This window comes from Aquihabitans sp. G128 (assembly GCF_019048865.1).
Taxonomy (GTDB): Bacteria; Actinomycetota; Acidimicrobiia; order Acidimicrobiales; family Iamiaceae; genus Aquihabitans.
On record NZ_CP077604.1, the window covers coordinates 3133999 to 3159347 of the forward strand.

22 protein-coding genes and 1 pseudogene are annotated in these 25349 nt (G+C 74.4%); 12 read left to right on the forward strand and 11 right to left on the reverse strand.

The genetic code is table 11. From position 1 onward, the window contains the following. Positions 1 to 6: 6 nt before the first annotated feature. From larB to KSP35_RS15030, 3 genes are all read left to right on the forward strand, one after another. Positions 7 to 855 carry a nickel pincer cofactor biosynthesis protein LarB gene (gene larB / locus KSP35_RS15020; protein WP_254126787.1) on the forward strand — a complete coding sequence of 283 codons (849 nt, stop codon included), beginning with the start codon at positions 7 to 9 and terminating at the stop codon, positions 853 to 855. Continuing rightward, positions 852 to 2306: a nickel pincer cofactor biosynthesis protein LarC gene (larC, locus tag KSP35_RS15025; RefSeq protein WP_216996637.1), complete on the forward strand. Its 1455-nt coding sequence runs from the start codon at positions 852 to 854 to the stop codon at positions 2304 to 2306. The genes larB and larC overlap by 4 nt, the downstream gene beginning before the upstream one ends. A 108-nt stretch (positions 2307 to 2414) precedes the next feature. Continuing rightward, positions 2415 to 6572: a DUF4062 domain-containing protein gene (locus KSP35_RS15030; RefSeq protein ID WP_216996638.1), complete on the forward strand. Its 4158-nt coding sequence runs from the start codon at positions 2415 to 2417 to the stop codon at positions 6570 to 6572. A gap of 250 nt (positions 6573 to 6822) precedes the next feature. Here KSP35_RS15030 and KSP35_RS15035 read toward each other — a convergent pair whose 3' ends face one another. Continuing rightward, complete coding sequence (locus tag KSP35_RS15035; protein ID WP_216996639.1) at positions 6823 to 8553, reverse strand: NAD-binding protein; 1731 nt, start codon at positions 8551 to 8553, stop codon at positions 6823 to 6825. Continuing rightward, positions 8550 to 9146: a hypothetical protein gene (locus tag KSP35_RS25280; RefSeq protein WP_216996640.1), complete on the reverse strand. Its 597-nt coding sequence runs from the start codon at positions 9144 to 9146 to the stop codon at positions 8550 to 8552. The genes KSP35_RS15035 and KSP35_RS25280 overlap by 4 nt, the downstream gene beginning before the upstream one ends. A gap of 99 nt (positions 9147 to 9245) precedes the next feature. Between KSP35_RS25280 and KSP35_RS15045 the strand changes: the two genes are divergently transcribed. The 3 genes from KSP35_RS15045 (at position 9246) to KSP35_RS15055 (ending at position 10999) form a co-directional block, all read left to right on the forward strand. Further along, the gene (locus KSP35_RS15045) at positions 9246 to 10076 is read left to right on the forward strand and encodes a pentapeptide repeat-containing protein (RefSeq protein WP_216996641.1); all 831 of its coding nucleotides are present in this window, start codon (positions 9246 to 9248) and stop codon (positions 10074 to 10076) included. 196 nt (positions 10077 to 10272) lie between these two features. Then, a complete protein-coding gene (locus KSP35_RS15050; RefSeq protein ID WP_216996642.1) occupies positions 10273 to 10728 on the forward strand; it encodes a nuclear transport factor 2 family protein in 456 nt (151 codons plus the stop codon). A gap of 19 nt (positions 10729 to 10747) precedes the next feature. Continuing rightward, a complete protein-coding gene (locus KSP35_RS15055; RefSeq protein ID WP_216996643.1) occupies positions 10748 to 10999 on the forward strand; it encodes a DUF4031 domain-containing protein in 252 nt (83 codons plus the stop codon). Position 11000: 1 nt separating this feature from the next. Here KSP35_RS15055 and KSP35_RS15060 read toward each other — a convergent pair whose 3' ends face one another. Then, positions 11001 to 11648 (reverse strand): hypothetical protein, encoded by a 648-nt coding sequence (locus tag KSP35_RS15060; protein WP_216996644.1) that lies wholly within the window; start codon positions 11646 to 11648, stop codon positions 11001 to 11003. Positions 11649 to 11743: 95 nt separating this feature from the next. Next, positions 11744 to 12772 carry a fatty acid desaturase gene (locus tag KSP35_RS15065; protein WP_216996645.1) on the reverse strand — a complete coding sequence of 343 codons (1029 nt, stop codon included), beginning with the start codon at positions 12770 to 12772 and terminating at the stop codon, positions 11744 to 11746. A 50-nt stretch (positions 12773 to 12822) separates the two neighbouring features. Between KSP35_RS15065 and KSP35_RS26000 the strand changes: the two are divergent. Beyond that, positions 12823 to 13320 (forward strand): annotated as a pseudogene (locus KSP35_RS26000) (hypothetical protein); the annotation flags it as partial. 379 nt (positions 13321 to 13699) lie between these two features. Here the strand turns inward: KSP35_RS26000 and KSP35_RS24565 are convergent. Continuing rightward, the gene (locus KSP35_RS24565) at positions 13700 to 14047 is read right to left on the reverse strand and encodes a hypothetical protein (RefSeq protein ID WP_254126788.1); all 348 of its coding nucleotides are present in this window, start codon (positions 14045 to 14047) and stop codon (positions 13700 to 13702) included. A 1046-nt stretch (positions 14048 to 15093) separates the two neighbouring features. Continuing rightward, a complete protein-coding gene (locus KSP35_RS15075; RefSeq protein WP_216996647.1) occupies positions 15094 to 15654 on the reverse strand; it encodes a flavin reductase family protein in 561 nt (186 codons plus the stop codon). An 85-nt stretch (positions 15655 to 15739) separates the two neighbouring features. Here KSP35_RS15075 and KSP35_RS15080 point away from each other — a divergent pair, with 85 nt between their 5' ends. Both KSP35_RS15080 and KSP35_RS15085 read left to right on the forward strand, forming a co-directional pair. Next, positions 15740 to 16054: a hypothetical protein gene (locus KSP35_RS15080; RefSeq protein WP_216996648.1), complete on the forward strand. Its 315-nt coding sequence runs from the start codon at positions 15740 to 15742 to the stop codon at positions 16052 to 16054. Positions 16055 to 16127: 73 nt separating this feature from the next. Next, complete coding sequence (locus KSP35_RS15085) at positions 16128 to 16853, forward strand: MBL fold metallo-hydrolase (RefSeq protein WP_216996649.1); 726 nt, start codon at positions 16128 to 16130, stop codon at positions 16851 to 16853. Between the two features lie 51 nt (positions 16854 to 16904). Here KSP35_RS15085 and KSP35_RS15090 read toward each other — a convergent pair whose 3' ends face one another. After that, positions 16905 to 18809: an APC family permease gene (locus tag KSP35_RS15090; protein WP_216996650.1), complete on the reverse strand. Its 1905-nt coding sequence runs from the start codon at positions 18807 to 18809 to the stop codon at positions 16905 to 16907. Continuing rightward, a complete protein-coding gene (locus tag KSP35_RS15095; RefSeq protein ID WP_216996651.1) occupies positions 18806 to 20776 on the reverse strand; it encodes an APC family permease in 1971 nt (656 codons plus the stop codon). Before KSP35_RS15095 ends, KSP35_RS15090 begins: the two co-directional genes overlap by 4 nt. A 221-nt stretch (positions 20777 to 20997) precedes the next feature. Between KSP35_RS15095 and KSP35_RS15100 the strand changes: the two genes are divergently transcribed. The 3 genes from KSP35_RS15100 to KSP35_RS15110 all read left to right on the forward strand — a co-directional run bounded on the left by KSP35_RS15100 (position 20998) and on the right by KSP35_RS15110 (position 23603). Then, on the forward strand, positions 20998 to 21666 hold the full coding sequence (locus KSP35_RS15100; protein WP_256444492.1) for a TrkA family potassium uptake protein: 669 nt from the start codon (positions 20998 to 21000) through the stop codon (positions 21664 to 21666). Between the two features lies 1 nt (position 21667). Next, positions 21668 to 22336: a TrkA family potassium uptake protein gene (locus tag KSP35_RS15105; protein WP_216996653.1), complete on the forward strand. Its 669-nt coding sequence runs from the start codon at positions 21668 to 21670 to the stop codon at positions 22334 to 22336. A 514-nt stretch (positions 22337 to 22850) separates the two neighbouring features. Continuing rightward, a complete protein-coding gene (locus KSP35_RS15110; RefSeq protein WP_216996654.1) occupies positions 22851 to 23603 on the forward strand; it encodes a L,D-transpeptidase in 753 nt (250 codons plus the stop codon). Positions 23604 to 23960: 357 nt separating this feature from the next. Here the strand turns inward: KSP35_RS15110 and KSP35_RS15115 are convergent, their stop codons facing one another. From KSP35_RS15115 to KSP35_RS15125, 3 genes are all read right to left on the reverse strand, one after another. Next, the gene (locus tag KSP35_RS15115; protein ID WP_216996655.1) at positions 23961 to 24140 is read right to left on the reverse strand and encodes an antitoxin; all 180 of its coding nucleotides are present in this window, start codon (positions 24138 to 24140) and stop codon (positions 23961 to 23963) included. 95 nt (positions 24141 to 24235) lie between these two features. Continuing rightward, positions 24236 to 24586, reverse strand: a complete 351-nt coding sequence (locus tag KSP35_RS15120) for a hypothetical protein (RefSeq protein ID WP_216996656.1) — start codon at positions 24584 to 24586, stop codon at positions 24236 to 24238. Between the two features lie 356 nt (positions 24587 to 24942). After that, positions 24943 to 25338: a sirohydrochlorin chelatase gene (locus KSP35_RS15125; RefSeq protein WP_216996657.1), complete on the reverse strand. Its 396-nt coding sequence runs from the start codon at positions 25336 to 25338 to the stop codon at positions 24943 to 24945. Between the last annotated feature and the right edge of the window lie 11 nt (positions 25339 to 25349).

Sequence of the window (25349 nt, forward strand, 5' to 3'; positions counted from 1 at the left end):
AGGGGCGTGGACGAAGCGGCCCTCCGGAAGTTGCTCGATGACGTGCGGACCGGGGCCACCCGTCCGGACGACGCGGTGGAGGCCCTGCGCCACCTCCCCTACAGCGACCTCGGGTTCGCCCGCGTCGACCACCACCGCCACCTCCGCCAGGGCATGGCCGAGGCCGTCTACGGCCCGGGCAAGACGCCCGACCAGGTGGTGCGGATCGTGGCCGAGCTCCTGGCCCGCTCCGGCGCGGCGCCGGTGGTGCTGACCCGTGCGTCGTCCGAGCAGGCGCGAGCCGCCATCGACGCCAACCACGGCGCCACCATCGTCGGCGGCACCCTGGTGTGGCGCGCCGCGCCCCCACGCCACGAGCGGGTGGTCCTCCTCACCGCCGGCACCGCCGACCTGCCCGTGGCCGACGAGTGCGCCGCCACGCTGACCGCCCACGGCCTGCCCCCGGTGCGCCTCACCGACGTCGGCGTCGCCGGCATCCACCGGCTGCTGGAGCACGTCGACGCCCTGATCGAAGCCGATGCCGTCATCGTGGTGGCCGGCATGGAGGGGGCCCTGGCCAGCGTGGTCGGCGGGCTCACCGGGGCGCCCGTCGTGGCCGTGCCCACCAGCGTCGGGTACGGCGCCGGGCTCGACGGCGTGACCGCGCTGCTCGGCATGCTGGCCAGCTGCGCCGCAGGGATCGGCGTCGTCGGGATCGACAACGGCTACGGCGCCGCCTGCGTGGTGGCCCGCCAGTTCCTGACGCCCGAGCGCCGCTCCCTGGCCAACCGCCGCAGCGACGAGGAGGCCGAGCGGGCCGCCGTGCTGGCGTCGCGCCAGGCTGCGGGCGGACCGGCGCCCGGGCTCACCCCGTGACCACGGCCTGGTTCCACTGCTTCTCGGGCGTGGCGGGCGACATGGCGCTCGGCGCCCTCGTCGACGCCGGCGCCGACTTCGACGAGGTGCTGCGCATGCTCGAGCACCTGCCCGTGGGCGGGTGGGCGGCCGAGGCCGAGCCGGTGCTGCGCGGCGGCATCGCCGGCACCAAGGTGCACGTCCGGGCGCGCGAGTCGAGCGTGGTGCGGACCGCATCGCACATCCAGGGCCTGGTCACCGAGGCCCGCCTCCCGCCCCGCGTCGAGCAGCGGGCCCACGCCGTCTTCGAGGCGCTGGCCGTCGCCGAGGGCCGCCTCCACCGCCGGCCACCCGACCAGGTCCACTTCCACGAGGTGGGCGGCATCGACGCCATCGTCGACGTGGTGGGCACCTGTGCCGCGCTCGAGCTCCTCGGCGTCGACACCGTCACCTGCTCGCCCATCGCGGTGGGCCTGGGCATGGTCCGCGCCGCCCACGGCATCATCCCGAACCCGGCGCCGGCCGTGGTGGAGCTCCTCCAGGGCATCCCCACGCGCGGCCTGGACCTGTCCCTCGAGCTGACCACGCCCACCGGCGCGGCCCTCATGGCCGGGCTGGCCACCGCGTTCGGGCCGCTGCCCGCCATGACGGTGGCGGCGTCGGGCTTCGGCGCCGGCAGCCGCGAGCTCGAGGGCCGCCCGAACCTGACCCAGGTGGTGGTGGGCGAGCCGGCGGCCGGCGAGCCGGTGACCGGCCAGCCGGTGCTGCTGCTGGAGGCCAACGTCGACGACGTCACCGGCGAGGTGCTCGCCCACGCGGTGGGCGCGCTGCTCGAGGCCGGCGCCCACGATGCGTGGATCACGCCCATCGTCATGAAGAAGGGACGTCCGGCCCACACCGTCCACGCCCTGTGCGACCCGGTGCTGGGCCGCCAGGTGAGCGCCGTGCTGGCGGCCGAGACCGGCACGCTCGGCGTGCGGGGCCAGCGCATCGAGCGGTGGCCGGCGGCCCGCAGCCTCGACCGGGTGGTGGTCGACGACCTCTCCGTGCGGGTGAAGGTCAGCCCCGGCCGGGTGAAGGCCGAGTTCGACGACGCCGCCAAGGTCGCCGACCGCACCGGCCGGCCCGTGCGCGAGGTGCTGGCCGAGGCCGAGGCCCGCTGGCACGCCGAGCAGCCCGCCGAGCCCGTCGAGGACGGGCCCACCACCCTCGGCCCGGTCCCCGGCCACCCCGGCGCGCACGGCTGGGCACCGGGCGCCCCCGCCTCGGCCACCGACGCCATCGCTGCCCCGTGGACCGGTGACGAGCCGTTCTCCGAGGCCGACGCCGGCTCCGGAGGCTCGGTCACCCCCATCCACGGGCACGACCACCGCCACGACGAGGGCCACCCGTCCACGCACGGCCACGAGCACGACCACTCGCACGACCACCCGCACGATCACGAGCCGTCGGGCCCCGAGCCGGTCGACTGAGCCTCACGGGGCCGTCGGGTCTCGGCACCCGCGGCCCGACCGGTGTGGTGGGATGGTCGACGGCTGCGGGATCGTCCTGGTGGCCCGGTCCTTGCGGGAGGGCGTCGCATGGTGGTGGCTGACGGTCGTCGGGCGATCCGCGTGTTCATCTCGTCCACGTTCCGCGACATGCAGGCCGAGCGCGAGGAGCTGGTGAAGCGGGTGTTCCCCGAGCTGCGCCGGCGCTGCGAGGCACGGGGCGTGGCCTGGAGCGAGGTCGACCTCCGCTGGGGCGTCACCGACGAGGAGAAGGCCGAGGGGGCGGTGCTGCCGATCTGCCTGGCCGAGATCGAGCACAGCCGCCCCTACTTCATCGGCCTCATCGGCGATCGCTACGGCTGGATCCCCGACGAGATCGACGCCGACCTGCGGGCCAGCGAGTCCTGGCTCGACGGGGCGACCGGCCGGTCGGTGACCGAGCTGGAGATCCTCCACGGCGTGCTCAACGACCCCACCATGGCCGGCCACGCCTTCTTCTACCTGCGCGACCCGGCGTGGGCGGCGGCCCAGCCGGAGGAGGCGCGCCCGACCTACCTCGAGGTGGCCTCGCCCGACGAGGTGGCGGCCCTGGGCGAGGCTGCGGCATCGACCGCCGCCGTCCAGCGCCAGGGGCTGCTGGCCGACCTCAAGGACCGGGTGCGGGCCAGCGGGTTCCCGGTGCGAGACGGCTACGCCGACCCCGAGGCGCTCGGGCCGTTGGTCCTGGCCGACCTCGGGGCCCTCGTCGACGAGCTGTTCCCGGTCGAGCTGGTCGACGACCCGCTCGACCGGGCTGCGGCCGAGCACGCCGCCTACGCCGCCGCCCGCTTCGGCCTCCACGTCGGCGGCGCCGCCGGCCACGCCGCCATCGACGCCGCCCTGGCGGACCCCGCTGGCCGACCGCTGCTGGTGACCGGGCCATCGGGCACCGGCAAGTCGGCCCTCCTCGCCACCTGGGCCCGGCAGCGGTCGGACGAGGTGGCCGCCGCCGACCCGGGCGAGGGCAACGCAGACGGCGACGTGGTCGTGACCCACTTCGTCGGCGCGTCCTCTGACAGCGCCGATGCGGCCGCGATGGTCCGCCGGCTCGCCGGCGAGGTCGCCCGTCGCACCGGCCAGCCGCTCGACCCGACCACGCTCCCCGTCGAGCCGGGCGCGCTTCGGGTGGCGTTCACCGAGGTGCTGCGCCGGGCGGGGTCCGGGCGCCGCGTGGTCCTGGTGCTCGACGGCCTGGACCAGCTCGAGGACCGCGACCAGGCCCCCGACCTGGCGTGGCTGCCCTACGACCTCCCGCCCGGCGTGGTCGTGCTGGCCTCCGCCACCGGCGGCCGCCCGCTCGAGGCCGCCCGGGCCCGGGGGTGGGCCGAGCACGAGCTGGCGCCGCTGTCGGAGGACGAGCGCCGCGAGCTGACCGTCGCCTTCCTGGCCCGCTCGTCGAAGCGGCTGGGCCCGGACCTGGCCGACCGCCTCTCCCGGCACCCCGCCGCCGCCAACCCGCTCTTCCTGCGCACCGTGCTCGACGAGCTGCGCCAGCACGGCGACCACTTCACGCTGGGCGACGTGCTCGACGGCTACCTCGCCACGGGCGACCTCCCGCGGCTGTTCGGCGCGGTCCTCGCCCGCTGGGAGCGCGACTTCGAGCGGGACCGACCGGGCCTGGTGCGCGATGCCCTCTCGCTGCTGTGGGCGGCCCGCCGGGGCCTGGCCGACAGCGAGCTCCTGGACCTGCTCGCCCCGGGCAGCGATCCGCTCCCCCACGCCACCTGGTCGCCGCTGCTCCTCGCCGCGGACGGGTCCCTGGCGTCGCGCTCCGGGCTGCTCGGCTTCCTGCACGAGCCGCTCCGCCAGGCGGTGGCCGCCCGCTACCTGGCCACGCCCGAGGACCGGGCGGCGGCCCACCGCCGGCTCGCCGGGTACTTCGCCGGGCGCGAGCTCAGCCCCCGCGTCGTGGCCGAGCTCCCCTGGCAGCTCCAGCAGGCCGGCGACTGGGCGCAGCTGGCCCAGGCCCTGGCCCGACCCGACCTGCTGGCCGCCGCCTACCGGGCCGACCTCCACGGGCTGCGCGCCGCCTGGGCAGCGGTGGAGCAGGGCGGCGGGCCCTCGCTGGCCGAGGCGTACCGCCCGGTGCTCGACGACCCGCAGGGCCACGCGGACGTCGCCTGGGAGGTGGCCCGGCTCCTCACCGACGCCGGCCACCCCGCCGAGGCGCTCGGCCTGCACCGCCACCTGGTCGCCACCAGCCGCGCCGCGGCCAACCCCGCCCGGCTGGCCGCCTCCCTGGCCAACCTCGGCACCGCGCTGCTCGGTGGCGACGACCTCGACGGCGCCATGGCCGCCTTCGTCGAACAGGAGGGCATCGCCCGCCAGCTCGGTGACGACGGCCTCCTGCAAGGGGCGCTGGGCAACGAGGGTGCGGTGCTCCGCGCCCGGGCCGACCACGCCGGGGCGCTGGCCAAGATGGCCGAGGAGGAGGCGGTGTGCCGGCGGCTGGGCGATCTGGCCGGGCTCCAGACCAGCATCGGCAACCAGGGCCTGGTGCACCTCGACCGGCGGGAGTACGACGCAGCCTCGGCCCGGTTCGCCGAGCAGGAGCGGGTGGCCCGTCAGCTCGGTGACCCCTCGCTGATCAACCGAGCGCTGGCTTCGCAGGCCCAGGTGTTGGGCGATCGGGGCCAGCCCGAGGCCGCCCTGGCGCTCCTGGCCCGCCAGGAGCGCGAGTGCCGCGAGCAGGGCGACCGCGCCGGGCTGGCCGCCAACCTGAGCAGCCAGGCGTCGATCCTCCGCACCCAGGGCCGCTTCGACGAGGCCATGGCCCGGGCCGACGAGGCCGCGACCCTGGCCCGTCGGCTGGGGAGCGACAGCGTGCTGGCCCGCATGCTGCTCCTCCAGGCCACCGTGGCCCACCAGCGCGGCGACCGGGCCACGGCGCGAGCCCTGCTGGACGAGCAGCAGCGGTGGGCCGAGGCCCTCGGGGACCGATCGGCGCTCGCGCTGGCGCTGGGCGAACGGGCCACGATCGAGCGCGAGGAGGGCGACCCCGCCACCGCGCTGGTGCTGCACGCCGAGGAGCAGCGGCTCTACACCGAGATCGGCGACCGCAGCGGCGTGGCCACCAGCCTGAGCAACCAGGCCCTCGCCCGCCACGCCCTGGGCGACCCCGCAGCGGCCGCCGCGCTGCTGGCCCAAGCCGAGGCCACCATCCGCGAGCTCGACCTCCCGAACCTGCTGCAGGTCACCCTCGGCAACAAGGGGGCGTTCCTGCTGCAGGCCGGCGACCTGGCCGGCGGGCTCGCCGCGCTGGGCGAGCAGGAGGCGATCTGCCGCGAGACGGGCAACCGGGTGGGCCTGGCGGCATCGCTGGGCAACCAGGGCCTCCTCCGCATGCAGCAGGGCGACCTGGCCGGCGCGGCCACGCTGCTCGAGGAGCAGGAGCGGATCTGCCGGGAGGTGGGCGACCGGCCCGGCCTCGTGGGGGCGCTGAGCAACCTGGTGACCGTCGCGGTGCAGCGCAACGACGCGCCGGGTGCGCTGCGGCTCCTCGACCAGCAGCTCGCCGAAGCCCGGGCGCTCGGCCCCGCCGGCTCGGCCCAGGTGGTGGCCAACCTCACGATCCAGCTCCGCATGCGGCCGGCCATGGGCGACGTCGCCGGCCTCGGCGCGCTGGCGGCCCGGCTGGAGGCGGAGACCCGCGTCGACGGCGACGCCGCCGTGCTGGCCCAGGCGCTCGCCATCCGCGGGACCATGGCCCTCGGAAGCGGTGACAGGGTGGGCGCCAGCCCGGCGCTGGCCGAGGCCGAGCACCTCGCCCGCGCCGCCGGCAACGCCCACGCCCTGCAGCTCGCGCTCGGCGGCCGAGGGCTGCTCGCGCTGCAGCAGGGCCAGCTCGACACGGCCGAGCCGCTGCTCGCCGAGCAGGTCGCGGTCAGCCGGGCCGCGTCGATCCCCGAGGGCCTGTCGGCCGGGCTCGGCAACCTGGCCACGGTGCGCCAGCAGCGCGGCGACGGGGCCGGCGCTCTGGCCCTGCTGGTGGAGCAGGAGCAGCTGTGCCGCCAGACCGGCGACGTCCAGGGACTGGTCCTGGCCCTCGCCAACCGGGGCGAGGTCACCGCCCGCCTGCCCGGCCGTCGCGCCGAGGGCCTGGCCGTCCTCGACGACGCCGCCACCACCGCCCAGCAGGTCGGCTGGAGCGCCATGGTCCCCCAGATCCAGCAGCTCGCCGCCCAGCTCCGCACCCTCAGCGACCCCTGACCCTGCTCGCCCGCCCCACCCCCGCCCCGCGCCCCACCCCGCGCCCCTTCCTCAACGCCCCTCCCTCGGCGAACTTTGGGTCCCACACGCCCGCGCGCAAGGGCCTCAGACCCAAAGTTCGAGAGGTGTGGGGGACCTGACTCACCCCACCCCACCCTCCCCACACGAACTTTGGGTCCCACACCCCCGCGCGCACGGGCCTCAGACCCGAAGTTCGAGGGGTGTGGGGCTCGAGGGGTGCCGGGGGAGGTCAGGTGGGGGTGCGGGTGGGGAGGTGGACGAGCTGGAAGCCGGCGCGGGCCAGGACGGCGGGGAGCTGGAGGGCGGCGTCACGGTTCTTCTGGCGCTCGGCCTCCGGCAGCTCGTCCCAGGCCACCAGGAGGGGGTGGTGCTTGCGGGCGTCGTCGCGCTCGGCAGCGTGGGTCCAGCCGCTGCGGCGGCGGTCGTCGGACCAACGCTCGTGCTCGCCGCGGGCCAGCTGCTCGACCTCGTCGTCGGTGAACGCGAAGCCGGCCCCGTCCCAGCCGTAGAGCGGGGCCAGCCCGCACCCCACCGAGGCCAGGGCCGCCACCAGGCCGTCGGCAGCGCGGCGGTTCGACTCCTTCGTGCCGGCGTCGAGCTCGGTCCAGCCGACCACCGACGAGGATTCCTGGCCGGCGGCGCCGGCTCGGGCCACGTAGTCCTCGTGCAGGGCGCGGGCGACCGACTCGTTGGTGCCGCCGTCGATGGCGTCGGCCGAGCAGGTCCGGTCGAACAGCGGGAAGCCGTGGATCCCGCCGACCCCGCCGGCCTCGACCTCGTCGACCAGCAGCGCCAGGCCCGCCTCCGATCGGGTCCGCACCGTGACCAGGGCATCGGTCGACCCGAGGGCCAACCGGACGAAGAGCGCGGTGGACAGCGCCTCGGTGTCGTCGTCGTGGCACACGAAGGCCGCGGTGACCGACCCGTCGGCGAGCAGCTCGCGGAACGCCTCGGCGGCATCGGGGACCGGGCGATCCGGGTCGAGGTCGATCGCCTCGGCGCTGGTGTGGGCCACCAAGGCGGGGTGGCGCAGGCGCAGGCTGCGGTAGCGGGCGGCGGCGTCGGGATCGACGAGCGTCAGCCGCAGCGGCTCGTCACCCTCGGTCGCCTGCTCGGCGAAGCGCTGGGCCACGACCACCGCCACGCTCTCGCCGAGCGACCCGACCCCGAGCACCACCACGTGGGGCGGCCGGCCGTCGTGGCGCACCGCCAACGGATCGGTCTCGGCCAGCCACAGGCGGGCGCCGCGCTGGAAGATGTTGAAGAAGTCGAGGCGCACCGACGCGGTGCCGGCGCTGAGCTCCCGGGTCCGCAGCAGGCGGGACAGCTGTGGGTCGATCAGGTGCACCGACGCCCGCAGCGCCGGGTCGCCCGGCTTGCGCACGACGTGGCTGGCCACCGCCACGATCTCGGCGTTGCTGGCGTCGTCGGCCACCACCACCAGGTCCGAGGCCCGCGCCACCCCGGCCTCGGCCAGCACCTGCGGGTCGGTCGCCGGGCCGGCCAGCACCGTCACGCCCCGGCGGGCGACCGACGCCACGTTGGGGTTGGCCGGATCGGGCTCGATGGCCACCACCTTGCGGCCGGCCGCGGCGAAGCTCATGGCCAGCCGCGAGCCCTTGTCGCCCAGGCCCGCCACGATCACGTGATCCTTGGCGAAGCGCAGCCGCAGGCGATCGAGCTGGCTCCGCAGCACGGTGGCGGTGGCGGCGTAGAAGGTCGACGCGAAGGCGAGCGGCCCGAGGAACCGGGCGAGCTGGATCCGCCAGTCGAGGTCCGCGGTGTCGTCGGAGATGCTGATGCTGAAGAAGTCCGGCAGCGAGTACAGCCGGTTCCAGATGCTGCTCTGGGGCTTGCCCCGCGCCAAGCCCCACATGGCCAGGCTGGCCACGCCCACCCACGCCAGCGTGAGGGTCAGCCATCGCCACTTCGGCGACCACGCGGCGCGCAGCACCTTCACGGCCACCGCTCCCAGGTCAGGGCGGGCGCCGGCGCGCCGGGGTCCGGGCCGGGCGACGCGACGGGACCGGGTGGCTCCGGGTCCACCGGTGCACGACGGGACACGTGGATCCACGCCAGGGGCAGGCGGCGAAGGCGGGCCTCGGCCACGATCTCGCCGGTGCCGCCGCGACCGCGGGCCGGCTCGCCGTCCCACACCACGGCCAGCGCGTCGGCGCGGTCGAGCACCGCCAGCCCAGCAGCGAGGTAGGCCTCGCGCCGGGTGGGCTGGGCCGGGACCCGGTCGACGGTGGTCGCCGCGGCGAGGAGGGAGCGGAACTCGGCGATCGACCCCTCGGCGGCGAAGTCGTCCTCGTAGTCCGCGGCATCGAGCGGCAGCACCACCTCGACGCCCCAACCGTCGCGCTCGGCGGCGAGGCGGGCGAAGAGGCGGTCGGCCCCCTCGGCCAGGCTGGTGACGACCACGCCCACCGGCCCGGCCCGGTCGAGCACCGTGCGGCCGAAGGCCTCCGTGGCCTGCGGGTCGGCTGCGTGGGCGCGGTGGCCGGACACGCCAAGCCGCACCCCTGCGGTTCCCGTCCCGACCACGGTCACGCAGCGCACGCTATTCGCTGGCCACCAAGCCGCCGGCGCTCGTCGAGGCGGCACGACTCCCGAACCCGGCCGGTCCGGCGGCGGTACCGTCGCCGGGCCATGGACAGACCCGCCACCGACCCCCGCCTGGAGCTCCGGGCCGACTGCGCCCGCTGCTTCGGCCTGTGCTGCGTGGTGCCGGCGTTCGCGGCGTCGGCCGACTTCGCCATCGACAAGCCGGCCGGGACCCCGTGCCCGAACCTCCAGGGCGACTTCGCCTGCGGCATCCACCGCGCGCTGCGCACCGAGGGCTTCCCGGGTTGCACCGTCTACGACTGCTTCGGCGCCGGCCAGCACGTCGCCCAGGTCACCTTTGCCGGCCGGGACTGGCGGTCCGCACCCGAGGGGCGGGACGAGATGTTCGCCGCCTTCCCCGTCGTGCGCGAGCTGCACGAGCTGCGCTGGTACCTCGCCGATGCCCTCGACCGCGTCGAGGCAGCGGTGCTGCACCCCGAGCTGCGCCGCGCCCGAGCCGAGGTCGAGCGGCTCGGTCGCCTCGACGGCGCCGCGCTCGCCGTGCTCGACGTGTCGGCCCTGCGCCGCACGGTCGGCGACCAGCTGGCGGCCGTGAGCGACCTGGTGCGCGGCGAGGCGGGTCGGGCGGGCGCCGACCACCGAGGGGCCGACCTGGTGGGCGCCCGCCTCCGCAGCACCGACCTCCGGGGCGCCACGTTCCGAGCGGCCTACCTGTTGGGGGCCGACCTGCGAGGTGCCGACCTCCGCTTCGCCGACCTCCTGGGGGCCGACCTGCGCGGCGCCAAGCTCGCCGGCGCCGACCTCACCGACGCCCTGTTCCTCACCGCCTTCCAGCTGGCCGGCGCCACCGGCGACCGGACGACGGTCCTCCCGCCGGCCCTCGACCGCCCGGCCCACTGGTCAGCCAGCCCGTAGCCCTGGATGGCCGGCGCGACCCCCCGGCGGCGCTGCTCCGTGGTGCGACGCACCGCCGATCGAGGTGCGGCGCGTTCCGGCCGTCGGTGCTCCCGCGGTGGCGTCGCTCCGTCGAGCGCCGCGCGGGGCGGATCGAGGTGCTGCGCCGGTCCCGCGGCTCGGCGCCCGCACGGTCGGCGCGCCGTAGGTTGGCGGGATGGAGCTTTCGGAGCTGGTGGCGCGGGAGGCGGTGCGGGACCTGGTGGCCCGCTACACGTGGGCGGGCGATCGGGGCAAGAGCACCGAGCTGGCGGCGCTGTTCGCCGTCGACGGCGTGCTCGACGTGGGCGAGCACGGCGGACGGTGGGCCGGCCGGGACGAGATCGTGGCCCAGCTGGCGGCGGTGGCCGACCGGGTGGCCGTCGCCGGCAGCTCGCCCGGCCCGGTGCGCCACCACGTGTCGAGCCTGGTGATCGACGTGCCGCTGCCGCACGAGGCCACTGCGTCGTCGTACTTCCTGGTCTTCACGGGCATCGGCGTCGACCACTGGGGCCGCTACCGCGACCGCTTCGCCCCCGGGCCCGACGGCGTGTGGCGCTTCACCGAGCGCACCGTCCGGGTCGACGGCCACGTCGACGGGTCGCTCATGGTGCGCGACCCCGGCGCCGCGTGACCGCCCGCCCGCCGCAGCCGTGATCCTCGTCGACCAGCCCATCTGGCCGGCCCACGGCCGCCACTTCGCCCACCTCGTGAGCGACGAGTCGTTCGAGGAGCTGCACGCCTTCGCCGCCGACCTCGGCCTGCCCCGCCGGGCCTTCCACCGCGACCACTACGACCTGCCCGACTTCGGCTGGGACGACGCCGTCGCCGCCGGCGCCACCCCGGTCGACCCCCGCGAGATCGTGCGCCGCCTCCGCGCCGCCGGCCTCCGCCGCCGCCGCTGACTCAGGCCCCGGCGGTGGGGCGCAGGGACGCGAGCTCGCGCCGGAGGTTGGCCGTGGCCCGCTCGCGGCGGGCGTCGCGGTCGTCGGTCGGGCCGGCGGCGTAGAGGTCCGACGCGGTGACCAGGAAGCGGGTGAGGATCGAGCCCCGGCCGGCGATCCACGCCTCGTCGCCGACGTGGGCGTACTCGGCCCGCACGTCGGCGGCGTAGCGGTCGTAGCGCTCGGGCGGCGAGGACAGGATCCAGAGGTCGGCGTCCACCAGCACCGCCCCGCTGCGGTCGTGCGGCTCGACGGCGTGGCCGACGGTGAGGCGGACCAGCCGGTCGACCTCGTCGGCCAGGCGGTCCCGGTCGGCCTCCCACAGCGCCGGCAGCCGGTCGTGGGCCAGGTGCGCGCTGGCCTCCTCGGACTCCCCCGGCCCGGCGGTGGGGTCGTAGATCGCGTCGTGGAACCAGGCGGCCAGCTCGACCGCCACCGGGTCGGCCTCCGGTTCGAGCGGCAGCAGGCGTGCCACCTCGGCCAGCACCTCGGTCACGTGCTCGAGCGAGTGGTACCGGCGCTGCGGCTCGCGGTGGCGGGCCGCCAGCTCGTCGGCCACCGAGCGAGCCGCGCCCGGCGACGCTCCCAGGTGCACCAGCAGCGACTCCATGCCCCGACCGTACCGGCGCCGCCCCATCCGCTCGCCACCGCCGACGGGACGAACCGGGCAGACCACCGGCCGCCCGGCGACCAGGTCTCAACCCCCTATGAGGTGGGGGTGGCGGGGCCGGCTGCCGCGGGCTCGGCGGGGGCCACGGGGAGGGGGCCCGTCGAGATGGCCTTCCAGAAGGCGCGGTAGCTGGGGTGCTCCAACGCCGGGGTGATCCAGCCGGCTGCCTCCAGCTCGCGGTGGTAGCGGGGGAGGTTGCGCCACGGCACGCCCATGTCGGTGTGGTGGGCCAGGTGCCAGCCGGTGTTGTACGGGGCGATCCAGAAGCGGGCCGACCAGCTCTGGCGGATGGCGTGGGTGGTGCGTCGGCGGTCGCCGGATCGCTCCATGCCGCCGTGCTCGGCGACGGCGCGCAGCCGGTTGAGCACCCGCCACACCGTCATCCACGGGCCCAGCCAGCAGACGGGGTACAGCCACCAGTGCCCGGTGAGCGCCCAGATGGCCGCCCACAGCACCAGCTGCGTGCCGAGGATCTTGGCGGCGAAGGGCCGGGAGACCTTCTTGAGCAGGGCCCGCAGCAGCGGCTTGAGGTTCTTCCACCCGCTGTTGCCGTTGGCGTCGCGCCAGAGCTTGCGCCGCCACGACGCCCGGGCCTGCGGGTAGCCGGCGTAGAGCGGGATGTCGGGCTCGCCGGGTCCGAACTCGTCCTTGTGGTGCGCGAAGTGCGAGCGGCGGTAGATGTCGAAGGGGACGAAGGCAGGGTGGTCGAGCACCCAGCGGCCGACGACGTCGTTCGCCGTGCGGTTGCGGAACAGCAACCGGTGGGCCGCCTCGTGGCCGAGGATCGCGAGGCGGGCGAACACCGGGCCCATCAGCACGAAGAGGGCGAGGTAGCCGAGCGGGTGGTCGATCCGGGCGGCCGCCGCCCACAGCGCCACGATCCCGAGCCACAGCCCGGCCACGCTCAGGGCGTTGCGGAAGCCCGCGATGCGGCGCAGGTCGGCGCGCAGCTCGGGGACCGCCTTGCCCGAGACGAGCAGCCGCTCGGTGGGCAACACGTCCGGCAGGGCCTCGGGCCCGGGCACCATCCCCCCGGTCCGGTCGGGTCGCATCATCGTGGCCATGGACCCATGTTACGTTCTGCTCGCACCCGTCGCACCAATGTAAGAGCGCCATGTCCTCCTCCCCCGCCTCGAAGACCTCCGCTCCTCGCCCTCGACGGCCGTCCTCCGCCCCGGAGCCCACGGCGCCCGCTGCGGGCCCGGCCGACGCCGGTCGCCGCCTCACCGCACGCTCGGTGCTGGCGTCGACGTTGCTCGGCGTCTCGCCGCCCGAGCTGCCCACCCGCTCGCTGGTGGCCACGGCCGAGCTCCTCGGCGTGGCGCCCGGGACCGCCCGGGTGGCCATCTCCCGGATGGTGGCGGCCGGTGAGCTGGAGGCCCGGGGCGACGGCTACCGCCTGGTCGGCGCTCCCCTCCTCGCCCGCCAGTCCCGCCAGTCCCTCTCTCGCCAGGGCCCGCCGTCGGGTTGGGACGGGTCGTGGCGCCTGCTGGTGGCGCCCGGTGAGGCCCGACCGGCGAGCGAGCGGGCCGAGCTGCGCGCCGCCCTGGCCGCGCTCCGCTTCGCCGAGCTCCGCGAGGGCGTGTGGCTGCGGCCGGCCAACCTCCCGGTCGACGTGCTGCCCGACGCCGAGGCGCTCGCCGCCGCCCGCTGCACGTCCTTCGCCACCGAGCCGGACGAGCCACGAGCGCTGGCCACGTCGCTCTGGGACCTCCACGCCTGGTCGGCGCGCCGTCGCGCTGCAGCACGACCTGGACCCGATCGCCCGCCGCCTGGCCGAGGGCGACACCGGGTCGCTGGCCGAGGGCTTCGTCCTGTCGGCCGCGGTCCTCCGCCACCTCCAGTCCGACCCCCTGCTCCCGGACGAGCTCACCGGCGCCGGGTGGCCCGGAGCGGACCTGCGGCGCGCCCACCGGGCCTACGACACCTCGTTCAAGGCCACCCTGGCCGCCTGGCTCCGCACCCAGCTCGCCGGCTGAGCGCCGGTCCGCTCACGGCGCCGCCGCAGGAGGAGCCGGAGCAGGCAGCCCCGCGGGAGGAACCGGAGCGGGCGCCGCCCGCCGGCCGGATCGGGACCTCGCCGCCTTGGGTCCGACGGGGGTGGCGCCCACGCCCAGTGCCACCAGCCCTTGGGCCACCAGCAGGGCATCGGCCGGTGGCAGCGCCAGCTTCGGCTCGATGGCCTCCAGCAGCGCCCGGTTGGCGCGGCGGGCCAGGCGCCCCTGGCTGCGCGCGGCGACGACGAGCAGGACCGCCGCGACCGGGAGCGCCCACAGCGGCTCGAGCCCCGGCACGATGCCGAAGAGCGTCAGCGACAGGAGGCACCACCCCGGCAGCATGGAGGTGATCAGCAGCTCTCGAAGTTCGGTCTCGGGCCTTGGGCGCCGCGGCCACGATCGCCGGGCCCGGTCGGGCCTCGTCGAGCGTCGCCGGGCGGGCCGCGGCGGGCGGCGGGTCACCGGCTCGCTCCCACCCCAGCAGCCAGGTGAGGGCGTCGGACACCGGGTGCACCGGACCCCCCGGCTCCGGCGAGAGGGGCGAGCCGGGCAGGAGCGTGCGGCTGCCGTCGGCCGACGTGAGGGCCACGGGCAGGCCCGGCGCCCACCCGCCGTGCAGCGCCCACGTCCCGGAGAGGTCGACGCCCTGGGTGGCGGTGCCGGGCGCCACCCAGCCGACCGACGTCCGAGCCTCGTCGGCCTGCTGCAGCTCGAGCCAGAGCCGGTGGGCCTTCCCCGTGGCGACCAACCGGGGCGCCACGGTGACGGCCAGGGTCGGCAGCGGCGAGCCCAGCGCAGCCTCCGAGGCACCGGTCGCCGCTCGCGCTCGCCGGCGGACCCGCCACAAGAGCCACAGCAGCGCGCCCATCGCCGCCACGAAGCCGAGGCTGCGCCGCAGCAGGGCCCCGACACGATCCACCCCGCCGGCGGTCGAGCCCGGCTGGCGGGGCTGGCAGGCGCAGTCGCCGGCCAGCTCGACATCGACCTGTTGGCCGACGCGGACCGGCTCGTCCCACGTCACCAGGTGCAGCGGGCCTCCGGCCTCCACAGCGAGCTCGCCGTCGAGCTGCAGCCCGATCCGCCCCGAGCCGAAGTCGTCGTACACGACCGTGGCCCGGCCACGGGGCGGCGGTTCGGCCCCGTCGAGCGCCTCCTTGCCCACCAGGAAGACCAGCAGCACCGCCAGGGCCCCGAGCAGGATCCGCTGCCGGCGCTCGCGCCGCTCGGCATCCTCATCAGGGGCCGCGCCCGCCGATCCGGTCGACCCGTCTGCCCGTCCGTCGTCCACGCCGTCCCTCGCCATCGGCACCCATCGGCCCCGCCCCGGCGACCTTGAGCAGCGACGCGACGAGCCCCACCGGCGCGCCACGCTGCCTCCCGCGCCGCCGTCAGCTCGGGTCGGGGCGCGGGCCTTCGGCGAGGCGAGCCAGTAGGCGGTCCCGCACCGAGGTCCCCGGCTCGCGGGCCTTGTCGCCGGTCACCCGCCAGCCGTGGCGGGACGAGTACAGCAGCGGCGGCTGCTCGAGGCGGCCGGTGCCGGTGGCCACCACACGGGCGAAGAAGAGGTCGTGGTCGTAGCGCCCGGTGATCACCTCCTCCACGTCGCAGTGGAGCCAGGCCACGGCGTCGCGCACCACCGGGAGGTCGCCTGAGAGGTCGAGGTACTCGGGGGCGACGTAGGCGAACCGGTGCCCCGGATAGGAGAAGTACTGGCCCTGCTCCACCTGGTCGCCCGCCAGGATCGACACCGAGAACCGGCCGCTGGCGGCGATGAGCGGGTGGGTGTCGTGCTTCGGCGACACCGACGCCATGACCACCGGCTCCTCGAACGAGACCTGGCACACCCAGTGCGAGGTGTAGGCCCGCACCAGGCCGTCGTGGGCGGCGCCCACCACCTGCACGCCCTTCACCATCTGGCCCAGGGCCCGCTTCAGCTCGCGATCGATCACCCGCCCATCCTGGCCCGCCCGGCCCGGACCGGGAGCAGGTCGGCCCCACGGCGTCACGGTCCGTGCCGCACGGCGTCCCACTGGGGTGCCCCCGCTCGACCCGCCCGACCTGCTCGCCCCGGCAGCTGCGCTGCCCCGCCGGGCCGTGTGGGCCGAGGACGCCTCGGTCGTGTTCGGGGTGGCGGGCGCGGTGCTGACCATCGGCACGCTGCTCGCTGTCGGCTGGCTGGCCCTGTGGCAGGTGCCGGTGCTGCACGAGCCCGGCCTGGCGCTGGTGGCCGGGGTCGACCTGGTGCTGGTCCTGCTCGCGGTGGCCTGCCACCAGCTCGCCCTGGAGCTGGCCGTGGTGGTGGAGCCGCTCGACCGGTCCGCCGGGGCCGCCCACGCCCACCCGGGCTGAGCCCTCACCCGGTCGAGCGACCCGCGCCCGGTGCCACGGGTGCGGCGGCCGGTCGCCCCCTACGATCCGAGCCATGTCCGCAGGCTCGTCCCGTCTCTACTTCAAGCAGCTCCTCGCCGGCCTCGACGTCGCCGAGGGCGACCGGGTGGCCGAGCAGATGGTCAACTTCGTCTACCTGGTGGGCGACCGCGAGACCGGCGAGGCCGTGGCCATCGACCCGGCCTACGACCAGCAGGCCCTGCTCGACATCCTCGAAGCCGACGGCATGCGCCTCACCGGCGCCCTCGCCACCCACTACCACGCCGACCACGTGGGCGGCAGCCTCGGGGGCATGGCCCAGATCACCGGCATCGCCGAGCTGCTCGCCCTGGCCGACGTGCCGATCCACGTGCAGGAGGCCGAGGCCGAGTGGGTGGCCCGGGGCACCGGCGTCACCGCCGACCACCTCGCCACCCACACCAGCGGGGACACGGTCATGGTCGGCGAGATCCCGATCACGCTCATCCACACGCCCGGCCACACCCCCGGCAGCCAGTGCTTCCTGGTCGACGGCCGCCTGGTGGCCGGCGACACCCTGTTCCTCGACGGCTGCGGCCGCACCGACCTGCCCGGGTCGAACCCCGAGGACATGTACCACTCGCTCACCCACCAGCTGGCCCAGGTCCCCGACGACGCCGTCCTGTACCCCGGCCACCTCTACTCCGAGAAGCCGTCGGCCTCCATGGCCGAGACCCGGCGGCGGAACGTGGTGTTCCGCCCCGACAGCCTGGAGCAGTGGATGATGATGTTCGCCCGCTGACCCGCGGGCTCTGGCCCCGCCCGACGGTCGGCCCGGTCGGGAGCGCCCGGGTCAGGCGTCGGGCTTGGCGGCCGCCAGGGCGGCGGCCTCCTCTTCCTCGTCGACGTGGAACGGGACCGAGGTGACCACGGTGTTGGGCCGGCTGCGCAGCCGGGTGCGCAGCACGAGTGCGCTCTGGTTGTGGAGCAGCTGCTGCCACCAGTGCTCGAGGGCGAACTCGGGCAGGACCACGGTGACGAAGTCGTCGTGGTGCTGGCTGTCGATGTCGTCGACGTAGCGCAGGATCGGGCGGGTGAGCTCGCGGTACGGCGAGTACAGCGTGACCAGCTCCAGCGAGATGCCGTGGTCCTCCCACTGCTGGGTGATCCGCTCCTGCTCCTCGGGGTTGGAGACCACGGTGACGGCGACCACGCGGTCGGGGTTGAGCGAGCGGGCGTAGGCGATGGCGGTGAGCGAGCCCTTGGTGACCTTGCCCACCAGCACGATCACGGTGTTGGTGCGGCGGCGCACCTTCTCGCCGGGCGACACCTGCATGCGCCGGTCCATCTTGGCGTAGTGCCGGTGGATGCGGCGGAAGACCAGCACGATCATGGGGATGACCACGACCGGGATCCAGGCGCCGATGGTGAACTTGGAGACGACCACCACGCCCAGCACCACGCCGGTGGCCGCGCAGCCGAGGGCGTTGATGGCCAGGCCCACCTGCCAGCGGGGCTCACGCAGCTTGAGGTGGTGCTTGATCATGCCGAACTGGCTGAGGGTGAAGCCGGTGAACACGCCGACGGCGTAGAGCGGGATGAGGGCGCTGACCTGGGCCTGGAAGATGACGATGAGCACGCCGGCCATGGCCGAGAGCACGAGCACGCCGTTGGAGAACACCAGCCGGTCGCCTCGGTTGGCCAGCTGGCGGGGCAGGTAGCCGTCCCGGGCGATGAGCGAGCTGAGCCGGGGGAAGTCGGCGTACGCGGTGTTGGCCGCCATGATCAGGATGGCGAAGGTGCCGAACTGCAGCCCGTAGTACATGAGGTTGGTGCCGCCGAAGATCGACTTGGCCATCTGGGAGAGCACGGTCTCGCCGCCCTCGTCGACCACCGGCCGCAGGTGGTGGGCCAGGATCGAGATGCCGAGGAAGCCGGCACCCAGGATGCCGGCCATCATCGCCAGCGTCTGCGAGGCGTTGCGAGACTCGGGCTTCTGGAAGGCGGGCACGCCGTTCGAGATGGCCTCGACGCCGGAGAGCACCACCGCGCCGGAGCTGAAGGCCCGCAGCAGGATGAACAGCGAGGCCGTCTTCATCAGCTCGTGCTCCTCCTTGAAGTGCCGAGCCAGCTCGGCGCTGGTGTGGAGCTGGTGGAGGTCGCCGTTGACGAGCTTGTAGAAGCCGGTGCCCAGGAAGATGAAGAGCATCGTCACGTAGAAGTAGGTGGGGACGGCGAAGACCTTGCCGGACTCCTTGAGGCCGCGCAGGTTGCCCACGCACATGACGCCCACGAAGAAGAGCGCCAGCCCGATGCGGATCAGCGCCTTGTCGTTGAACCCGAACGCCGAGCCGATGGCCAGCACGCCCGAGGAGATCGACACCGCCACGGTCAGCGTGTAGTCGACCAGGAGCGAGGCGCCGGCCACCAGCGCCGCGGTGGGCGAGATGTTCTCCCGGCTCACGACGTAGGCGCCACCGCCGTCGGGGTAGGCGTGGATGGTCTGCACGTAGCTGAAGCCCACGATGGCCAGCAGCACGATGGCGGCGATGGCGATGGGCACCAGGTAGCTGTGCGACATGGGGAACGCCACGCCCATCAGCAGGACGAGGAGGATCTCCTCGGTGGCGTACGCCGTCGAGGACACCGCGTCGGAGGCGAAGACCGCCAGGGCGACGGGCTTGCCGATGCGCTGGTGCTCCTCCTCGCTGCTGGCGATGGGCTTCCCGACGAGGATCCGCTTGAACGGCGAGGTCATGGCTGCTCTTCCGATGAGGGGGAGTTCGTGGGCGGGGGAACGGGGTGGGATCCTTCGGCGGCCACGCGGGCCGCCACGAGCGCCGCCCGGCCCCGGTCGACGTTGAAGGGGACGGAGGTGACGACGGTGTTGGGCCGGTTGCGCAACCGGGTCCGGAGCACCAGGGCGCTCTGGTTGTGCAGCAGCTGCTGCCACCAGTGCTCGAGGGTGAACTCGGGGACCACCACGGTGACGAAGTCGTCGTCGAACTGGTCGTCGAGGTCGTCGATGTAGCGCATGATCGGCCGGGACAGCTCGCGGTAGGGCGAGTAGAGGCTCACCAGCTCCACCGGGATCTGGTGGTCCTCCCACTGGCGGCCGATGGACTCCTGCTCCTCGGGGTTCGAGACCACCGTGACCGCCACCAGGCGGTCGGGGTTGAGCGAGCGGGCGTAGGCGATGGCGGTGAGCGAGCCCCGGGTGACGCGCCCCACGAGCACGATCACGGTGTTGGTGCGGCGCCGCACCTTCTCGTGCGGCTCGACGGTCATGAGCTCGTCCATGGACCGGTAGTGGCGGTTGATCACCTTCAGCAGGGCGACGATGGCGGGGATGATCACCACCGGGATCCAGGCGCCCTCGGTGAACTTCGAGACGATCACCACCACCAGCACCACGCCGGTCATGAAGCAGCCGAGCCCGTTGATGAACAGGCTGGTCTGCCACTTCGGCTCGCGCAGCCGCAGGTGGTGCCGGCACATGCCGAACTGGCTGAGGGTGAACCCCACGAACACGCCCACGGCGTACAGCGGGATCAGGGCGCTGACGTCGGCCTTGAAGATGACGATCAGCAGCGCCGCCATGCCCGAGAGGATGAGCACGCCGTTCGAGAACACCAGCCGGTCACCCCGGTTGGCCAGCTGCCGGGGCAGGAAGCCGTCCCGGGCGATGTTCGAGGACAGCTGCGGGAAGCCGGCGAAGGCGGTGTTGGCCGCCAGGATCAAGATGCCGAAGGTGGCGAACTGCAGGGCGTAGTAGAGGAACGTGCCGTCACCGAAGATGGCGCCGCCCATCTGGGAGAGGACGGTGTCGCCGCCCTCCTGGAAGACCGGGTGGAGGTGGCTGGCCAGGTAGCTCACGCCGAGGGTCGAGACGCCCATGATGAACGCCATCATCATCAGCGTCTGCGAGGCGTTCTTCGACTTGGGCTGGCGGAACGCCGGCACGCCGTTCGACATGGCCTCCACGCCGGCCAGCACCACGGCACCGGAGCTGAACGCCCGCAGCAGGAGCAGCAGGCCCACCGAGCCGGTGAGCTTGGACAGCTCGGCGCCCTGCTCCTTGGCGAAGTCCTCGGCGATCTTCTCGTTGCCCGGGATGGTGCCCAGGTCCTGGAAGCCGATCTTGTAGATGCCGTAGGCGATGAGCCCGCCGAGCAGCAGCGTGTACGCGTAGGTGGGGACGGCGAACACCCGCCCCGCCTCCTTGAGGCCCCGCAGGTTGCCGATGGCCATGAGCGCCACGAAGCCCAGCGCCAGCGCCACCCGCAGGGTGGACTGGTCGTTGAAGTGGAAGGCCGAGCCGATGGCCAGCACGCCCGAGCTCACCGACACCGCGACGGTGAGCGTGTAGTCGACGAGCAGCGACGCCCCCGCCACCAGCGCGGCGTTCTGGCTGATGTTCTCCCGGCTGACCTCGTAGGCCCCGCCGCCGTTCGGGTAGGCGAAGATCGTCTGCCGGTACGAGGTGGACACCACGGCCAGCAGGAAGACCGACACCAGCGCCATGGGGATCAGGTACTTGTGGGTCTGCGGGAAGGTTGCCGCAGCCAGCAGGACGAAGAGGATCTCCTCGGTCGCGTAGGCGGTGGAGGAGATGGCGTCCGAGGCGAACACGGCGAGGGCCGTCGGCTTGCCGAGCGCCTGGTGGTCCTGTTCGCTGCTGGCGAGCGGCTTGCCCACCAGGATGCGCTTGAACGTGGACGCCATGGAGCTTCTTCCGAGGACCGAGCCGGTGGACCGGGTGATCGTATGGTCCCTGCAGGGGCGCGCAACAGTCCCGACGCCCCGAAGGCGCCCACCGCGCGCCCCGGTGCCGCCCGACGTGCAGAACGTTTGCGAAAGCCTCTCGACAGGATGCGGCAGGGGCGACGGCGGGCGTAGGCTCCCCCGCCGTGCCCGTCCCGGGTGCGTCGAGTGAGGTGAAGGCCGTGCATGTCGTCGTCGTCGGTTGCGGACGGGTGGGAGCGGGGGTCGCCCGCACCCTCGAAGAGGGCGGCCACAGCGTCGCCGTCGTGGACCGCCGGGCCAAGGCCTTCGAGCGCCTTCCCGAGGGGTTCAGCGGCAACACCGTCGTCGGGGTCGGCTTCGACCGCGACCGCCTGATCGCCGCCGGCATCGAGCAGGCCACCGCCCTCGCCGCCGTCACCAACGGCGACAACTCCAACATCCTCGTGGCCCGCGTGGCCCGGGAGACCTTCGGGATCGAGCGCGTCGTCGCCCGCATCTACGACCCCCGCCGAGCCAAGATCTACGAGCGACTCGGCATCCCCACCATCGCCACCGTCGAGTGGGCCACCGAGCGGGTGCTCCAGCGGGTCCTCCCCGACCGCCCCACCTCCGAGTGGATCGACGCCAGCGCCAAGGTCCTGCTGGTCGAGCGCCCCGTGACCTCCGCCTGGGCCGGCAAGAAGGTCGTCGACCTCGACGTCCTCGGCCACGCCCGCATCTCCGCCATCACCCGCCTCGGCCAGGGCTCGGTCGCCGGGCCCGACACCGTCCTGCAGGAGGGCGACGTCCTCCACGTCACCGTCAGCGGTGACTCCATCGAACTGTTCGACCAGCACCTCGCGGGTCCCGCACCCAAGGCAGGCCACTGATATGCGCGTCGTCATCGCCGGAGCCGGCAGCGTCGGCACCTTCATCGCCGAGGACCTGGCCAAGGCCGGGCACGAGGTCATCATCGTCGAGGTCGACGCCGACCGCGTGGCCGAGGCCGAGCGCCGCGGCGAGCCCGCCGGCGTCACCTGGGTCGCCGCCGACGCCTGCGAGGTCAGCGAGTTCGCCCGCGCCGGGGTCGACAAGGCCGACGTCGTCGCCGCCGTCACCGGCGACGACGAGGACAACCTGGTCATCTCCCTGCTCGCCAAGCAGGAGTTCGCCGTGCCCCGCGTGGTGGCCCGCGTGAACAACCCCAAGAACGAGTGGATGTTCACCGAGATGTGGGGCGTCGACGTCTCCGTCTCCACCCCCCACCTCCTCACCGCCCTCGTCGAGGAGGCCGTCTCGGTCGGCAGCCTCGTCCGGCTGCTCTCCTTCGAAGGCGGGCGGGCTCGCCTGTCCGAGGCCACCCTCACCGCCGAGTCGCCCAGCGCCGGCAAGGACCTGGCCGAGCTCGGCCTGCCCCGCGACTCCACCGTCGTCGCCATCATCCGCGACAACCACGTCATCGTCCCCCGCGGCGACAGCGTGCTCCGCGCCGGCGACGAGGTCCTCGTCCTCACCACGCCGGACGCGGAGGACGACGTGGTGCGGACCTTGCTCGGCTGACGCCTCGCTCCGGTCCGCAGCGCGGGGTGCGAGCACAGCCTCCGCGGGTCACCGGCCTCCGGCGGGCCTCGCTGGGGCTCGGCTGCCGTTCCTGGGGGCTCGTTCCTCGCGCTCGGGAACGGCGATCGTTCGCTCCTCCTTCCGCTCTCGGGCTCCTTCGTCGCCCGGGCCGCTCGGGCCCTCTCGCCTTCGGCGAACCGCACCCTTCGCCGTGGACGTCTCGCCTCGGAGCCCCGTCGCACGCAGAGAGCGTTATCGCCTGCGGCGAACCGCACCCTGCGATGCGCACGTCTCCCCTCGGAACCGGCCCTCTCGCCTTCGGCGAACCGCACCGCTCGCTGTGCTCGTCTCCCTTCGGAACCAGCCCGCAGCACTCGTGAACGGGCGCGGGGCTGGTTGGGGTTGGTGGGGGTACCGTGAGCGGGTGCGGACGTCCCCCCGGAAGCGTGTTGGCCTCGTGGCCGTCGGGCTCTTGCTGCTCGGTGCGTGTGGGACGGAGACGGCGGCGCAGACGGTGACGGCGCGGGTCGAGGTGTCGGACACGCGGCCTTCGAAGCTGGATGGGGCGTGGCCGGCGCCGACCACCACCAGCACCACGACGACCACCATCCCGGTGGCCAACGACGGGCTCACGGTGTCGGGCTCGCTGGGCCCGAACTGGCCCGACCAGTTCACCGCCGCCGACGCCGCCGGCTCCCGCGTGCCGCTGTACCAGGCGCCCAACGTGCCGGTGCCCAGCGGACGGGTCCTCACCAACCCCACCAGCGAGGGCGTACCGCTCACCATGCTGGTGCGCAAGGAGCAGGGCGACTGGCTGCAGGTGCAGATCCAGTCCCGCCCCAACGGCGCCACGGCCTGGATCCGCCGCAGCGACGTCGTGCTCCGCACCGTGCCGAACCACATCCTCATCGAGCTCGGCGCCAAGCGCCTGACCGTGTTCCACGGCAAGGACGTCGTGTGGAGCGCCTCGGTGGCGCCGGGCAAGGCGTCGTCGCCCACGCCCACCGGCTCGTTCTACGTCGACGCCCTCGCCAAGCCCACCAACCCCAACGGCTCCTACGGCGCCTACCAGGTGAGCTTCACCGGGTTCTCCAACGTCTACAGCTCCTTCGGCGGCGGCAACGGCCAGGTGGCGGCCCACGGCACCAACCGGCCCGAGCTCATCGGCACCCCGGCCAGCCACGGCTGCGTCCGCCTCTCCAACCCCGACGTCACGGTGCTGGTCACCCTCGCCCGCCAAGGCACGCCCGTCGACGTCGTTCCCTGAGGCTCGGGCGACACGATCCCTCGTTCGTCGCCGGCCTCCGGCGGGCCTCGGCCTCGGGTCTCGGCTGCCGTTCCGGGCGGCTCGTTCCTCGCCCTTTCGGGACCGGCGATCGTCAGCCGTCCTCTCCGCTCTCGGGACTCGCTTCGCTTCGTCCCGGGCCGCTCGGGCCCTCTCGCCTTCGGCGAACGCCGCAGCCCTCGTCCGCAGCGCGGGGTGCGAGCAGGCTGTCGGCGACCCCGCAGACCACGAAGCGGTCGGAACCAGCTGCGTCTGGCTGAGGTCGGACGCGGGACCGCCGGCCCTTTGGGCCGGCGGTCGTCGTGAGCTTCGGTCGGCGCATGGGGTGCGCCGGGGTGGCTACTTCTTGTCGTCGAGCTTCTCGATGAGGTCCTTGGCCTTGTCGGCCGCCCCGTCGATCTGCTTCGAGTGCTTGCCACCGGTCTTGTCGTCGACGAGGTCCGCCGCCTTGTCGATGGCCTGCTCGGCCTTGTCGGCGTTGTCGCCGACGACGTCCTTGATCTTGTCGATGAAACCCATGGGGACCTCCGGGTGCGATGCGGGCGCCACGAGGGTGCGGCGCCGCTGGAGAGGACGCTACGTGGCCCGATCCATGACGGGAAGGGCCGGCGTCGTCACTCGACGATGGTGTAGCTCGGGTTGACGACGAGGATGCGGCCCCGCTCCTCGCGGCCCACGCCCTCGATGAGGACCCGTCGGCCGCAGTCGACCCCGGCGAGGCGCCGCCGACCGGTGAAGACCGCCACCGCCCGACCGCTGCCGTCGCCGATGGTGACCTCGAGCGACGGCGACCCGGCCCGGGGGACCACCTGGAGGCCCTGCACCTCGCCGCCGATGATGATCGACGTGCGGGTGGGGGCATCGGCGATGCGGGTGACGCCCAGGTCGGCCGAGCGCCCCTGCAGGCGCTCTTCCTCGATGTCGTCGATGGACTGCGAGAGCTTCTTGCGCAGGTTCTTCAGCACCGTCTCACTGTTGCAGCCAAAGCCCCCGACCACAACGTGTCCACAACAGACCCCTCGGACCGGGAGGACCGACAGCGCAGGACCGATCCGCCCGGAGGGCCCACCGCCGACGCAGACGGCGGGCGGCTCCGTGCGAGGAGGCGATGGCGAGGGGGCGCGGTTCGCCGAAGGCGAGCAGGGCCCGAGCGGCCCGGGCGACGCGAAGCGAGCCCGAGAGCGGGGAGGGCCGCTGATGATCGCCGTTCCCGCCGGGCGAGGAACGAGCCCCCAGGAACGGCAGCGGAGGCGCCAGCCGGAGCCCGCCGGAGGCCGGTGCGCGGCGACCCGGCCAGAGGCGCCCAGCTCGCCGCCCTCCCCTACAGCCCGAGCCCCGCTTCGACCTGCGCGGCGAGCAGCTCCAGCAGCCGCACATCAGATCCGAAGGACTCGAGGAGGCGGATCTGGTGGCCGGGGTGGCGATCGGTGGCCTCGGCGACGATGGCCGGCAGGTCGTCGCTCAGGTGGCGCCCGGGGTGCAGGAAGTACGGGAGCACCAGCACCGTGGCGGCCCCGGCGGCGACGGCGGCGTCGATGCCCTCGGGGATCGACGGCTGGGCCAGCTCGAGGAACGCCGGCGTGACCGGCGGGCCGATGCGGGCGTCGAGGGCGTCGACGATGTCGCGGTGGGCCAGGTTGGCGGCCTCGGCACGGCTGCCGTGGGCGGCGACCACGACGGCGACGCTGGTCGGGGCGGGCGGACCTGCGACGGCCACGGTGGGCTCCT